This is a genomic window from Glycocaulis albus (genome assembly GCF_014639075.1).
In the GTDB taxonomy this organism is placed as follows: domain Bacteria; phylum Pseudomonadota; class Alphaproteobacteria; order Caulobacterales; family Maricaulaceae; genus Glycocaulis; species Glycocaulis albus.
Map to the genome: position 1 here is coordinate 1 of NZ_BMFS01000006.1, position 13812 is coordinate 13812.

The 13812-nt window shown below is 66.0% G+C and carries 15 protein-coding genes; all 15 read left to right on the forward strand.

Annotated elements, in window-relative coordinates; all coding sequences use genetic code 11:
* Nucleotides 1–369 precede the first annotated feature (369 nt).
* The 15 genes from IEV75_RS07435 to IEV75_RS07505 all read left to right on the forward strand — a co-directional run bounded on the left by IEV75_RS07435 (nt 370) and on the right by IEV75_RS07505 (nt 13775).
* Complete coding sequence (locus tag IEV75_RS07435) at nt 370–969, forward strand: head-tail connector protein (protein WP_188451934.1); 600 nt, start codon at nt 370–372, stop codon at nt 967–969.
* A complete protein-coding gene (locus IEV75_RS07440; protein WP_188451935.1) occupies nt 966–1376 on the forward strand; it encodes a DUF3168 domain-containing protein in 411 nt (136 codons plus the stop codon). The genes IEV75_RS07435 and IEV75_RS07440 overlap by 4 nt, the downstream gene beginning before the upstream one ends.
* A gap of 28 nt (nt 1377–1404) precedes the next feature.
* The gene (locus IEV75_RS07445) at nt 1405–1821 is read left to right on the forward strand and encodes a phage major tail protein, TP901-1 family (protein ID WP_188451936.1); all 417 of its coding nucleotides are present in this window, start codon (nt 1405–1407) and stop codon (nt 1819–1821) included.
* Between the two features lie 2 nt (nt 1822–1823).
* A complete protein-coding gene (locus IEV75_RS07450) occupies nt 1824–2108 on the forward strand; it encodes a GTA-gp10 family protein (RefSeq protein ID WP_188451937.1) in 285 nt (94 codons plus the stop codon).
* A complete protein-coding gene (locus tag IEV75_RS07455; protein WP_188451938.1) occupies nt 2105–2284 on the forward strand; it encodes a phage tail assembly chaperone in 180 nt (59 codons plus the stop codon). The genes IEV75_RS07450 and IEV75_RS07455 overlap by 4 nt, the downstream gene beginning before the upstream one ends.
* A 26-nt stretch (nt 2285–2310) precedes the next feature.
* On the forward strand, nt 2311–2799 hold the full coding sequence (locus IEV75_RS07460) for a phage tail tape measure C-terminal domain-containing protein (RefSeq protein WP_188451939.1): 489 nt from the start codon (nt 2311–2313) through the stop codon (nt 2797–2799).
* Nucleotides 2796–3416, forward strand: a complete 621-nt coding sequence (locus IEV75_RS07465) for a DUF2460 domain-containing protein (protein ID WP_188451940.1) — start codon at nt 2796–2798, stop codon at nt 3414–3416. Before IEV75_RS07460 ends, IEV75_RS07465 begins: the two co-directional genes overlap by 4 nt.
* A 287-nt stretch (nt 3417–3703) precedes the next feature.
* Nucleotides 3704–4585, forward strand: a complete 882-nt coding sequence (locus IEV75_RS07470) for a phage/gene transfer agent baseplate hub protein (RefSeq protein WP_188451941.1) — start codon at nt 3704–3706, stop codon at nt 4583–4585.
* Nucleotides 4582–5016, forward strand: a complete 435-nt coding sequence (locus tag IEV75_RS07475; RefSeq protein WP_188451942.1) for an NlpC/P60 family protein — start codon at nt 4582–4584, stop codon at nt 5014–5016. Before IEV75_RS07470 ends, IEV75_RS07475 begins: the two co-directional genes overlap by 4 nt.
* A 27-nt stretch (nt 5017–5043) precedes the next feature.
* Nucleotides 5044–8877: a baseplate multidomain protein megatron gene (locus tag IEV75_RS07480; protein WP_188451943.1), complete on the forward strand. Its 3834-nt coding sequence runs from the start codon at nt 5044–5046 to the stop codon at nt 8875–8877.
* Nucleotides 8878–8933: 56 nt separating this feature from the next.
* On the forward strand, nt 8934–9836 hold the full coding sequence (locus IEV75_RS07485; RefSeq protein ID WP_188451944.1) for a DnaJ C-terminal domain-containing protein: 903 nt from the start codon (nt 8934–8936) through the stop codon (nt 9834–9836).
* Nucleotides 9837–9926: 90 nt separating this feature from the next.
* On the forward strand, nt 9927–10253 hold the full coding sequence (locus IEV75_RS07490) for a PepSY domain-containing protein (RefSeq protein WP_188451945.1): 327 nt from the start codon (nt 9927–9929) through the stop codon (nt 10251–10253).
* Between the two features lie 31 nt (nt 10254–10284).
* On the forward strand, nt 10285–10971 hold the full coding sequence (locus IEV75_RS07495) for a response regulator transcription factor (protein WP_188451946.1): 687 nt from the start codon (nt 10285–10287) through the stop codon (nt 10969–10971).
* Nucleotides 10968–12389, forward strand: a complete 1422-nt coding sequence (locus IEV75_RS07500) for a sensor histidine kinase (protein WP_217979010.1) — start codon at nt 10968–10970, stop codon at nt 12387–12389. Before IEV75_RS07495 ends, IEV75_RS07500 begins: the two co-directional genes overlap by 4 nt.
* A 48-nt stretch (nt 12390–12437) precedes the next feature.
* A complete protein-coding gene (locus tag IEV75_RS07505) occupies nt 12438–13775 on the forward strand; it encodes a type II toxin-antitoxin system RelE family toxin (RefSeq protein WP_188451947.1) in 1338 nt (445 codons plus the stop codon).
* Nucleotides 13776–13812: the final 37 nt, after the last annotated feature.

Below are 13812 nucleotides of genomic sequence, written 5' to 3' on the forward strand. Positions count from 1 at the left end.
ACTACCTTGCCCTCGTCAAACTCGCCGCTATCCAGATATGGCTCAGAAATTATGAGTCTGTGTCCTAGGGCGGCTTTTTAGCCCCGCAGCCCATTCGGGCTGCGATGTTCCGCGAACCCCCGCCTGCTCGGGGGCAGGCAGTCGCGCTTGCAGGCCGCAAAGCGGCCTGAACACGGCTGGCGATTGCCTTTCAACCGGGGCCCCGGGCTTGACCCGGGGTCCATATTTCCAAGCCTCGTGGTTTTCCGTGGATCCCGGCTTCCCCGCCTGCGCGGGGACAGGCGGGGGCCGGGACCCCGGCGGAGGGTTCGCAGCCTATCTGCAGAATTTTCGATAGCGCCCCCCACAACATGCCAAGGAACACATCCCATGGGACTTCAAACGCTAGGGGAAAGCCCCGCGGCGCCGGTCAGCCTGTCTGAAGCCAAGGTGTGGCTGCGTGTCGGCCATGCCGGCGAAGACGCGGCGATAGCTGCGCTCGTCAATACGGCCACCGCGCGCGTGGAGGCCGAGACGGGCCGGGCGCTTATCATCCGCAGTTTCCGCGAGACACTCGATAGCTGGCATGTCCGCCGGCTGTCGGGCTGTGGCTCGGCCTTCGCGCTGGCGGTCGCCCCTGCCGTCAGCGTGGAGGCCGTGCGCACCTTTGACCGTTCGGGCGAGGCGGCGCTGTGGGATACGGAGGAATACCGCGTCGACACGAGCGCTGATCCCGGACGGCTGATCGCGCGCGCGCCCTTTGCCTTTCCGAGACCCGGACGGCTGGCCGCGGGCATCGAGATCGATTTCACCGCAGGCTATGGCGAGACCGCCAGCAATGTGCCGCCCGCCCTGATCGAGGCGGTATTGCGTCTGGCGGCCGAAGGATATGCGGCCAGTGAACCGGCGCTCGCCACGGCACGCGGTCCGGCGCGCCTGCCCGAAACGGTGGAGAGTCTCTTACGGCCCTTCCGGCAGGTGCGGTTATGAGCGCGGACATGGCCCTGCAGGCGGGCATTCTGGCGCATCTCGCCGCCGATGCGGGCGTGCAGGCTCTCCTGGGTGATCCGCCGCGCATTCATGACCGCGCACCGGCAGGCGCAGCCTTCCCCTATATCGCGCTGGGCCGCGCCGAGAGCCGTCCGGTAGATGGCGATGACACCACCTTTAGCGAGCATCGCCTGACCCTTCATGTCTGGACGCGCCGCCATGACTTCGCCGAGGTGAAAGCTATCACCGGCGCTGTGGCAGCCGCGCTGCACAATGCGCAGTTTACCCTGCCTGATGGCTACCGCCTCGTTCTCTGCCGATGCGTCTACACCGACCATTTCGAGGGCGCGGATGAACGCGCCGTGCACGGTCTGGTGCGGATCAGGGCGCTGGTTCAGACGGTCTGATTTTCAACCCAAAAAAGGAGTAACGCCCATGACCGCCCAGGCAGGACGGGACATGCTCATCAAGCTCGGCAATGGCGCGAGTGAGGAGAGCTTTACCAGCGTGGCGGGGCTGCGCGCGAAAGCGCTGAGCCTCAATGCCCGCACGATTGACGCCACCCATTCGGGCAGCCCCGGCCAGTGGCGCGAGCTGATTGCAGGCGCAGGCGTGAAAACCGCCGCTGTCACCGGCACCGGCATTTTCCTCTCCGGCGAGGGCGATAATGCTATAAGGCAGGCCTTCTTCGCGGGCGCGACGCCGAATTTCCAGCTTGTCATTCCAGGCTTCGGGATCATTGAAGGCCCGTTCGCTATCAGCGCGCTGGAATATGCCGGCCGCCATGATGGCGAGGCGACGTTTTCGATGTCGCTGGCCTCGGCGGGCGCTCTTTCCTTTGAGGCGCTCTAGCCATGGTGAACCCGCAGCGCGGCGAAACGTTGCTGGAGGCGGGCGGGAAACGCCATGTGCTCTGCCTGACGCTGGGGGCGCTCGCCGAGATCGAGGCGCTGACCGGCGCGGGTGATATGAGCGAGATCGGCCCGAAGCTCGCCACTCTCAATGCCAGCGGCATGCTGGACCTGCTCTCTATCCTCCTGCGTGCAGGCGGTAATCCGGTGGATGCGCGCACGCTCTCCATCACGCCCGCTGAAGCTGCCAGAGCCATCGCCCGCACATTCGAGGCAGCGGCACGATGAGTGCGCACTGGGCAGGCTGGCTCGGTTTTGCAACTCTGCGCCTCGGCCTGACACCGCACCAGTTCTGGGCGCTGTCGCTTGCCGAATGGCGCGCGCTGACCCGGCCCTTCGCCGCCGGTTCGGATCTGCCCGATCCAGCGGCATTGAAAGCGCTGGCCGCGCGCTTCCCCGACTGAATTTCAACCCATGAAAGGCATGAACCATGCCCAACGATGACCGCTTTGATGCAGGATCGCTAACCAGCGCGGCGCGCGAGGCAGAAGAGGCCGCGATGTCGGTCTCGCGCGCGTTCGAGCGCACCGGCGATGATATTGCGCGCGCCATGGAGCGCGCGGCGCGCTCCGGTTCATTCTCCATCCACACCATGGTGGAGGAGGTGCTGCAATCGCTGGCGCGCCTCGCGCTCGACCGCCTCATCATCAATCCGCTGGGCCAGCAGATCGCCGGGATAACCGGCCAGCGCGCCGAGGGCGGGCCGGTACTGGCAGGCCAGAGCTATCTGGTGGGTGAGCGAGGGCCGGAAGTGTTCACGCCCATGGCCAATGGCGCGGTCACGCAAACCGGGGCGGCGCCTGTCATCAACATCTCCATTCAGGCGAGCGGCGACACGGCCAGCGCCGTGCGGCGCAGCGAAAGCCAGATCGCGGCGAGCCTGGCGCGCGCGGTCCGCGCCGGGAGTGAACGGCTATGAGCGCGTTCCACGATGTCCTCTTCCCTTTAAGCGTCGGGCTGGGCGCTCGCGGCGGGCCGGAGCGCTTCACCGAGATTGTCGAGCTCGCCAGCGGCCATGAGGAGCGCAACAGCCCGTGGGCGCATTCGCGCCGCCGCTGGGATGCCGGGCCGGGCGTGCGCTCGGCGGATGATCTGGCTCTGCTGACAGCGTTTTTCGAGGCCCGGCGCGGGCGGCTGCATGCCTTTCGTTTCCGCGATCCGGCAGACCATGCCTCGTGCCTGCCCTCCGCGCAGGTGAGCGCCAGCGACCAGCTCCTGGGTCTCGGTGACGGGGAGCGCACCCGTTTCCCGCTCATCAAACGCTATGGTGAGGGGGAGGGAGCCTATGTGCGCCCGATTACCCTGCCGGCCTCGGGCAGTGTGCAGGTCGCGGTCAATGGCGCGGCGGCAGGCTTCACGCTTGATGGCGCGGACATCGTGCTGGACGAGGCTGCGCCCGATGGCGCGGGTGTCAGTGCCGGTTTCCGCTTTGATGTGCCGGTGCGCTTTGACACCGACAGGCTGGAAATCGCGCTCGACGCGTTCCGGTCCGGGGCGGTTTTGAGTGTGCCTCTGGTTGAGGTGCGACTCTGTTAGTGATGCTCCACGCATCCGCGCTCACCGGTCGAAAACGTTATCGCCGGAACCTCTCCACCGGGGTCCCCCGCCCCGACGGGGGACCCATGGAAAAGCTCAATGGCTGAACATGGACCCCGGCTCGGGGGCCGGGGACCCGGTTGAAAGTCGGACGACCAGTTCTTCACCCCCCCCTCGTCATTCCGGCGAAAGCCGGAACCCAGTCTTTTTGTTAGAGCGCTGGGTTCCAGATAAGCGCTTTGCGCTTTCTGGAATGACGAAATTTTTTCGAATTGAATGAGGCTTCCATGCTCTCCCTTCCTCCTGCCATGCAGGCCGCGCTCAGTAGCGGCGTGACGCAGCTTGCCTGGTGCTGGCTGATTACGCGCGGCGATGGTGAGCGCCTTGGTTTTACCGACCATGACGGCGTGCTGGAGATTGACGGCGTGGCGTGCGAACCGGCCAGCGGGCTTGTCCCCGGTGCCATTCGCAGCGAGGCGGGCAGTCCGGCGCGCGGCGCGGCCTTCGGAGCGGTCAGTTCAGACCGGATCAGTGCCGCCGACATCGCCAAAGGGCTTTATGACGGCGCGCGCGTGGAGGTGTGGCGGGTGGACTGGGCAGCGCCGGAAACCCGCGTGCGCGTCTTCACTGGCGAGATTGGCGAGATACGCCGGTCTGGCGCTGGCTTCGAGGTCGAGCTGGCAGGGCTTTCCGCGCGCCTGAACCGGCGCATTGGCCGCGTGTTCTCAAAGGCTTGCGATGCGGAGCTGGGCGATGCGCGCTGCGGCGTGGACGTGTCTGCGTCTGCCTTCACGGGCGAGGGCAGCGTGGCGGAAATGGCCAGCACGGCCAGATTTGCCGCAGAAGGCTTGGACACGTATCAGCCCGGCTGGTTCGCCCATGGCAGGCTGGTCTGGCTGACGGGCGCGAATGCGGGCGCGGCGGCGCGGGTCGAAACCCATGAGCTGCGCGGCGGCGCGGTGCAGATCGCTCTGGCCGGCGCGCCCGCCTTTCCATTGGCGCCAGGCGACACGTTCCAGATCATTGCAGGATGCGATGGCCGGGCGGAAACCTGCCGGACGAAGTTTGCCAATTTCGCCCGGTTCCGGGGCTGTCCGCATATTCCCGGCAATGATGTGCTGATCCGCCATGCCGGGTCTGAAGCGGTGCGTGATGGGGGCCGCCGGTGAGCGCCAACCGCGCCGCCATCATCGCCGAGGCGCGAAGCTGGACCGGCACGCCCTATCGCCATCAGGCCAGCTGCAAAGGGGCAGGAGCTGACTGCCTCGGCCTTGTACGCGGGGTGTGGCGGGCCGTGCTTGGCCCGGAGCCCGAAGCCTTGCCCGCCTATAGCCCGGACTGGGCGGAGCGTTCGGGTGAAGACACGCTGCTGGCGGCGCTGAACCGGCATTTCATTGCCTGCGAAATCGCACAGCGCCTGCCCGGCGATGTACTGCTGTTCCGTATCCGCTCCGGCGGACCGTCGCGCCATTGCGCGATCCTTTCCAGCCCGCAGACCATTATTCACGCCTGGCAGGGCCGGGCGGTGGCCGAAACGCCGCTGGACGGCTTCTGGATGAGGCGTATCAGCGCCGTGGCGGCCTTTCCCTCCTCTGACTGATTTTTCTCCCAAACAAGGACATCTCCCATGGCCCAGATGGCCTTTGCCGCCGGTGCGCGCCTTGCCGCCGGTGCGCTGCGCACGCTTGCCGCCCAAGGCGTTGCGCGCCTGTTTTCCGGTGGCGGACGTGAACCGGCGCGCACTGACGGGCTGGATATCCAGACCTCCACTGAGGGCAGTCCTGTGCCGCGCGTCTATGGCCGCATGCGCCTTGCCGGGCAGGTGATCTGGGCGTCGCGGTTTCGCGAGACGCGGGTGAAGGAGCAGCGTTCCGGCAAGGGCACGAGCGCGTCCACGAGCAGATACAACTATTCGGTCAGCTTTGCCGTTGCCCTGTGCGAGGGGCCGATTGCCGGTGTCGGGCGGGTCTGGGCCAATGGCGCGCCTCTGGACACCGGCCGCATCACCATGCGGGTGCATACGGGCGGCGAAGACCAGCAACCCGATCCGCTGATCGCGATGATCGAGGGAGCAGACGCCGCGCCAGCCTACAAGGGCCTTGCCTATGTGGTGTTCGAGGATCTGCCGCTTGACGATTTTGGCCTGCGCATCCCGCAATTGAGTTTCGAGGTGCTGGGCGGCGGTGATGCGCCGATGGCCGGATCGCTGGAAAGCCTGATCGAAGGCGTGTGCCTAATTCCGGCATCGGGCGAGTTTGCCTATGCCGCCGAACCCGTCATGCGGGAGATCGCCGATGGGCGCGATGCGAGCGAAAACGTCCACGTGCTGCGTGCCGATACCAATATCGAGGCCGCGCTGGATGATCTGGCCATGCGCCTGCCCGAATGCCGTTCGGTGGCGCTGGTAACCGCCTGGATCGGCACCGATCTGCGCTGCGGGGAGTGCCAGATCCGCCCCGGCATTGAGTCTTTTGACAAGATCACCCGGCCCCATGCCTGGCAGGCTGGCGGCGTGAACCGCGATGGCGCGCACCTGATCAGCGGGGGGCCGGAGAAGCCGGTCTATGGCGGCACGCCCTCTGACCGGAGCGTCATCGAAGCCATCCAGCTTCTCAAAGCCCGTGGCTACAGGGTGGTACTCTACCCCTTCATCCTGATGGATGTGCCGCAAGGCAATGGCTTGCCAGACCCGTATGGCGGGGCGGAGCAGGCAGTGTTTCCCTGGCGCGGGCGCATTACCTGCCATCCCGCACCCGGCCAGCCGGACAGCGTGGATGCCAGCTCTGCCGCCGCCGCGCAGGCCGCGAGCTTTTTCGGCACCGTCAGCGCATCCCATTTCAGCACCTCATCCGGGCAGGTGCATTATTCCGGGCCGGATGAATGGCGGTTTTCCCGCTTCATCCTGCACCATGCCGCGCTGGCCGCAGCAGCGGGCGGGGTGGATGCATTCCTGATCGGATCGGAGATGCGCGGCCTCACCACCATCCGCTCGGCGTCCGGCGTCTATCCGGCGACGGCGCACCTGCGGGCGCTGGCAGGTGAGGTGCGCGCGCTGCTGGGGGCAGGGTGCAAGTTGTCCTACGCGGCGGACTGGTCGGAATACTGGGGCCATGCGCCGGGCGGGGGGGAGCGCCGCTTCCATCTCGATCCGCTGTGGGCGGACGCCAATATCGATTTTATTGGCCTCGACTGGTACATCCCGCTGGCTGACTGGCGCGAGGGCGCAGGCCATCTGGATGCGCAGGCCGGTTTCCCGTCCATCCATGATCCGGAATATCTGGCCTCGCAAGTTGAAGGCGGGGAGGGGTTTGACTGGTATTATGCCAGCCCCGCTGATCGGGAGAGCCAGACCCGCACGCCCATCACCGATGGTCAGGACGAGCCATGGGTCTGGCGTTACAAGGATTTGCGCAGCTGGTGGAGCGAGGCGCATTACGAGCGTGATGCATCCGGGACACGCCTGTCCGAGCCGACGGCGTGGGTGCCGCAATCCAAGCCCTTCGCCTTCATCGAATATGGCTGCCCGGCCGTCGACAAGGGCGCAAACCAGCCCAATGTGTTTATCGATCCGAAAAGCTCGGAGAGCTTCGCGCCCTACTTTTCGCGCGGCACGCGCGATGATGTGATCCAGCGGCGCTATATCGAGGCGCTGATGGGCTATTGGCAGGGTGCCAATAACCCGGTCTCGTCCGTCTATGGCGGGTCGATGATTGATCTCGGCTTAAGTCATGCCTGGACGTGGGATGCGCGGCCCTTCCCGGAGTTTCCTGCCCTCAACACCGTGTGGGATGACGGGACGAACTGGCAGCTTGGCCACTGGCTGACAGGGCGGGCCGGACAGGCCAGCCTTGCGCACATCGTAAGTGATGTTGCTGCGCGAGCGGGTCTGGAGGCGATTGACGCTACCCGGCTCGACGGGCTGGTCGCCGGACTGGTCATTGAAGGCGGGGAGCGGGCGCGCGATGTGCTGACCCGGCTCGGCGCGCTCTATGGCTTCGATATCGTGGATCGTGCCGATGGCGTGGCCGCCCTGCCGCGTTCGGCATTGGCGGTCACAAGCCTTGATGCCAGTAGTTGCGTGCGGGCGGGCGATGCCTCGCCGCTCGTCACAACCCACGAAGCAGCGGCAGGGCGGGTGCGCGAGGTGCGCATTGCCCATATCGCCGATGATGAAGCCTACAGCCCGGCCATGGCGTCGGCGCGCGGGCTGGATGCTGCCGTTGAGGGCGTGGCCGAGCTGGGCCTGCGCATTCTGGCCGATCCGGCGCAGGCACAGGGCTGGGCGCAAGGGGCGTTGCAGGCCGATGAGGCAGGCGCGCTGAGCGTTGATCTGACACTGCCGCCCTCGCTGCTGGCTGTCGAGGCCGGTGACACGCTCATGCTCACCGGTGAAACCGGTATGGATACGCCGCTAATGGTGACAAGCCTTGAAGGCATTGCATCGCGCCAGGCCGGGCTGAGACCGGCCAGCGCGCGCAAGCCCGTTCTGTCCGGGACACAGCCTGCATCGCGCATGGCGGACCTGGCACCGCCATCGCGCCCTGTGCTGGTAGCGCTCGATCTGCCCGTCCTGCCGGGCGAAACGGCGGAGCGCGGCGGACTATGGATTGCCGCGTTTGCGGCGCCATGGCCTGGGCCGCTGACGCTGTATGCAGGGACGGATGCGTCGTCTGCGGTGCCGGCTCTCGACCTGGAGCAGCCTGCGAGCCTTGGCCGGCTGACCGCTGACCTTGCGCCGGGGTTTGAAGGCCGGTGGGACCGGGCAAGTGTGCTCGATATCACCCTGTTTGATGGCAGTATGGAGAGCGTAGTCCCGCTATCGGCTCTCTCGGGCGTCAATCAGCTGGCGGTGGAAGGCCCGGACGGGTGGGAAATCATCCAGTTTGCGAGCGCCGAGCTGATCGCGCCGTCACAATGGAGATTGCGTGACCTGATCCGTGGTCTTGGCGGCAGTCCGGTCAGCGGGGCGCAGTCAGGCGCGCGCGTGGTGGTGCTGGACGGGGCAGGCGCGGTGCTTGCCCTTGATGCCAACGCGCTGGGTGCGCCGTTGACGCTGATCGCTGTTCCGGCCGGACGCAGCCTCGATGACGTGTCGGCCCGGCAGGTGGAAGCCCTCTATGAGGGGGTGGAATACCGCCCGCTCTCGCCGGTACATCTCAAAGCCGTCTGGCAGGGCGATGACCTCGCTTTGAGCTGGATACGCCGTACGCGGCTTGAAGGCGATGCGTGGGGTGTAGGCGAGGTGGTGCTGGGTGAGACGCAAGAGCTCTACCGGGTGGAAATCCGGGATGGTGCCGGGGCGCTGCTCTGGGCAGGCGAAAGCACGCTGCCTTCGATCCTGGTTCCGGAGGAAACGGCCGCCGAGCTACCTTCCGGCCTCTCCTGGCGGGTGGCGCAAGTGTCGGCGCGTACCGGGCCGGGGCGGTGGGGTGAGGGTGTGGTTCCGCCACCCTTGCCCTGAGCCCTGCTGCACGCCACATCGCCAAGCGGTCAAAGCACTGCTATCTCATCTGCACCATGATGAACCCGTATGCGATTCTGGGCGTTTCGGAGCGTGCCCCGGCGGACGAGATCCGTAGGGCCTACCGCAAGCTGGCCAAGGAGCTGCACCCTGATGCGCGCCCCGGCGACAAGGCTGCCGAGGAACGCTTCAAGCAGGTGACGCAGGCCTTCAAGCTCCTGTCCGATCCTGAACAGCGCGCCCGGTTTGACCGGGGCGAAGTGGATGCATCCGGTCAGGAACGGCCTCAGTATCATTACCGCTCCCGCCCCGGTGCGGGTCCGGGCCAGCGCGGGCCGCAAGGGCGATTTGAGGATCTGGGCGATATTTTTGCGGATCTGTTCGCGGCGCAAAGCGCCGGTACGCAGCGCCGCCGGGCCGCGCCGGAAAAGGGCGCCGATCTGCGCACCGAAGTGCGTATCAGCCTGTCTGACGCTGTTCTGGGCGCCAAGAAGCGCCTGTCGCTGCCCGGCGGCCGCGCGCTGGATGTCACCATTCCTGCGGGCGTCAGCGACGGGCAGGTGCTGCGGCTCAAAGGGCAGGGTCATGGCTCGTTGTCGGGCGGGCCGCCCGGCGCGCTGCTGGTCGAGATAAAAATTGCACCCCATCCGCATTTCCGCCGCGAGGGCGATGACATACGCCTCGACCTGCCCATATCGCTGAAAGAGGCTGTGCTGGGCGGGCAGGTGCGCGCGCCGACGCTCGATGGCGATGTGGAGGTGCGTATCCCGGCGGGTGCCAGTTCGGGTTCGGTATTGCGCCTGAAAGGGCGCGGCGCGCCGAAAGCCGGCGGCCAGCGCGGCGACCAGCTCGTCCGCCTGATGATCGATCTGCCATCAGGTGACCCGGAACTGGAAGATTTCGCCGAAAGCTGGCGGCCACCGACGGGATATGATCCGCGGCGGCGTTTGAAGGGCTGACATGTTCACGCTTGGCCCATGGCGTGCATGTCTGCAGTATGACACGCTCGTTCAGATGAGGTTCAGCGCTCCGGTGCGAAACATGTCGGCATGATGAAACGCTACGCCCTTCTCCTGACCTGCCTGACGGCCCTTGCGGCTGCCGATGCGCGCGCGTCCGACGTGTCAGGCGAAGCGCAGGCGTTTGACCCGCGCTCGCGCTATTCGGCTGATGAGGCCCGTAGCCAGAGCCAGTCAGGCAATGTCGTGCCTGCACGCGTCGCCATCGACAATGTGCGCCGCCGCTATCCTGGCGCGCAGGTGCTCGATGTCGAACTCGTGCGGTCGGGCTCGGCCTATTACATCGTGAAGATCCTGACCCAGGAAGGCCACCGGATCGATGTTCGCGTCGATGCCGCCACCGGCCGGGTCATGTAATGCTTGTTTCCTGCTCAACGGAGTGTGTCTGATGCGCGCCCTGATAGTTGAAGACGATCCCGATCTGCGCCGCCAGCTGAAAGACGTGCTGGACCATTCCGGCTATGCGGTGGATGAGGCCGGTGACGGTGAGGAAGGCTGGTTCATGGGCGATACAGAGCCTTATGACGCGGTCGTGCTGGATCTTGGCTTGCCCCGCCTTGACGGGGTGAGCGTGCTGGAGCGCTGGCGCAGTGCGGGCCGGGATTTTCCGGTGCTGATCCTGACCGCGCGGGATCGCTGGAGCGAGAAGGTGGCCGGTTTTGATGCGGGCGCCGACGACTATCTGACCAAGCCCTTCCACCCGGAGGAGCTGCTGGCACGTCTGCGCGCGCTGACACGGCGCGCGGCGGGTCATGCCAGCTCAACCATCGAGATGGGCGATTTGTCGGTCGATACGCGCGGCGCGCGCGTCTTCGTCGGTGATCAGCTGGTCAAGCTGACCTCGCACGAGTTCCGCATCCTGTCCTACATGATCCACCACCGTGAACGCGTGATCTCGAGGACTGAACTGGTCGAGCACATTTATGATCAGGATTTCGACCGTGACTCCAACACGATCGAGGTGTTTGTGGGCCGCCTGCGCAAGAAGATCGGTACTGACCGTATCGAGACGGTGCGCGGACTGGGCTACCGGCTTGTGGCGCCGGGCGCCGACACGCGGGCCAAAGCCGGTTGAGCTCCGATAGCAGTGACACGCTGATCGAACGCGGATCGCTGCTCAGGCGGTTGAGCCTGCTCGCGCTGAGCTGGGGACTGATCTTGCTGACGGTCGGCGCAGTGTCGCTGACGGCCGTGTTCCGCCAGACCGTTCTGACCGATCTCGACAGCCGCCAGGCCAATATCGCCGAATTTCTGCTGATCCAGCTGGAAGCGACGCCCGATGGCAGCGTGGTGCTGACGCGCGAGCTTCTGGATCCGCGTTTCGGACAGGTGTTTTCCGGGCGGTACTGGCAGGTGAGCCGTTCCAATGCGCCGGCCGATGCCGAGCCGCTGGAGCGTTCGCGGTCGCTGTGGGATGAGACCATCATCCTTTCCAGCAGCCTGCGGGCCTCGGCGATTGCGGCGAACGGCCAGCCGGTATCGGGTAATGCTGCCGGGCCCGATGGCGAACCCTTGCGCCTGTCGGCGCGGGCGGTCGTTCTGCCGGGGCTGGAAGAGCCGGTCATCATCATTGCAGCCGAAGACCGGCGCCCCTCGGACCGGCGTGTCTGGGCGTTCGGGCTTGCGGCGGCCGGGCTGCTGGCCGGTTTCGCTATCCTGCTGGCCGTCGGGGTGGTGGTGCAGGTCCGCGTTGGCCTGTCGCCGGTTCTGAAATTACGGCGTGCCGTGGCGCGTGTGCGTGACGGGGAGACCCACCGGATCTCCGGGGAGTATCCCTCTGAAATGATGCCGCTAGCGACGGAGCTCAATGCGCTGATCGACCATTCGCGAGAAGTGGTCGAGCGCGCGCGTACCCATGTCGGCAATCTTGCCCATGCGCTGAAAACCCCCATCACCGTCCTCTCCAACGAGGCACGCAATGACGAGACGCGGCTGGGCGAGCTGGTGCGACGCCAGAGTGAAATGATGACGGGTCAGGTCGAGCATCATCTGCGGCGCGCCCGGGCTGCGGCGAATGCCAAGGCGATCGGTGCACGCACGCCAGTGGGCGAGGTGATCGAGGATCTGGGCCGGACGCTGCGCCGCATCTATGCGCGTCGTGATGTCACGCTGGACTGGCAGGTTGAGGGTGATCCGGTGTTTCGCGGTGAACGCCAGGACCTTGAAGACATGGTGGGCAATCTTGTCGACAATGCCTGCAAATGGGCTGCCGGCAGCGTGCAGGTCACCGCGCGGAACGCGGCGGATGGCACGGTCGTGTTGAGCGTTGACGATGACGGGCAGGGGCTCGACCCGGAGGCACGTGAACGCGTGCTGGGGCGCGGGGTGAGGCTGGACGAGCAGGCGCCGGGAACAGGGTTTGGCCTGTCGATCGTCAATGATCTGGTAAAGGCCTATGGCGGCACGCTGGCGCTGGAGGTCAGCGCGTTGGGGGGCTTGAGCGCCCGCCTTGTCCTGCCGGGCGTGCTCCGCACAGGCGAAACGCGCCATTAACCGCAAAATGTGAGGCTGGACCCCGGATTTTCCATCCTGGCCGTTTAGATGACGACGCTCACACCTGCCAAGATTGCCCAGCTGCGTGCGCTCATGAGCGCGCTGCCTGCGGCGTTGACGGGCAAGATTGTGGAGGCAGCACGCGCCGGTGACGAGGCAATGGGCGATCTGCTCCATGCCTGCACGCGCAAGCCGGAAGTCTATGCACGGGAACGGTTTTTCGCTCCCCTGGCGCCGCTCAGCCTGGATCCGGCTATTGCGCGGCCATCGCTGGCGCATATTCCGCCGGCCATGCTGGCCACGGTCTGGAACTGGATGGACGAAACGCTTGCGCCAGACATCACCGCAGACATGAAGGCGCGGTGCGCAAACCCGCTCCAGCCGCCAGATGACCGGGCCGAGGATGCGCTGAGGGCCGAGACATCGAAACGCATCCTGTCGGCGATTGATGAGCTGAGCGATGATCCGCGTGCGACCAAGCAGCTGCGCCACCGCCTGGGGGTTAGCGATTTTCGCGCGGTGCGCGATCTGGCGACCATCATGCGGGCCGCGCCTGTCTTGCGTGCTGCGATGACCGGTATTCCTGATACCGTTTCGGAGCTTGGCGAGGAATTGTCCCAGACCCTGCGCGACCGGTATGACGAAGCGTGCAAAACCGACCCGGATGCCGGGGTCTGGTTTCTCTATCTCGTGATGGCCCGCCTGACCCGCCCGTGGGCCATACTGCGCGTGTTTGAGAAGATCGTACGGCGCGATGACGACTTCCTGCTGTCGCGCACCGACGTTTCGACGATCGGCGATGCCCTGCTGGAAGACGCCGCCTATTATGTCAGCGGGTTTGCCGATATTCCCTCCAGCAGCGAGGCCGCTCACGAGATGGCTGCTGCCCTGACCCAGTTTGCTACCGTCACGGTGGGGATGAGCCGCGAGATTGGCATCCGCAAGGATGGTGGCTGGGGGCGCCAGATCATGGCCTTGCGCCAGCGCGCTTCGGCCCAGATGGAAGCGATCCACGCCGCGGCCCTGGCCCAGCTCGACAAGACCGTTCCCGATCCTCACAAGGCATTGCCGGCGCGGTTGAAGCTGTCAGGTGAGGCGCTGGAAGCTGCGGCTGCACGCATGGAAATGTTCTGCACGTTCCTGCGCCTGACCCGTGATGACGCCCCCAGGGCGGCTGCCGGCGGCGCCCATGCCAGTGTGCTCGACCGGATCAGTCAGCGGTTCGACATGGCTTCGGAAATGCTGCTGGCCCAGATGCGCAGTGCGCCCGGAGATGGCGATCTGACGGAGCGTGCTGCGGTCGTCGCCCGGCTGATGACGGCGATGGGGCAGCAGGAGAGCGCCTCGGTATTCCTGCGGCGCGCAGCCGCAGCGCGGGCCGCCTGAATCGCTTTATCCGCGACGGTGAGCAGCCTATGTAGGC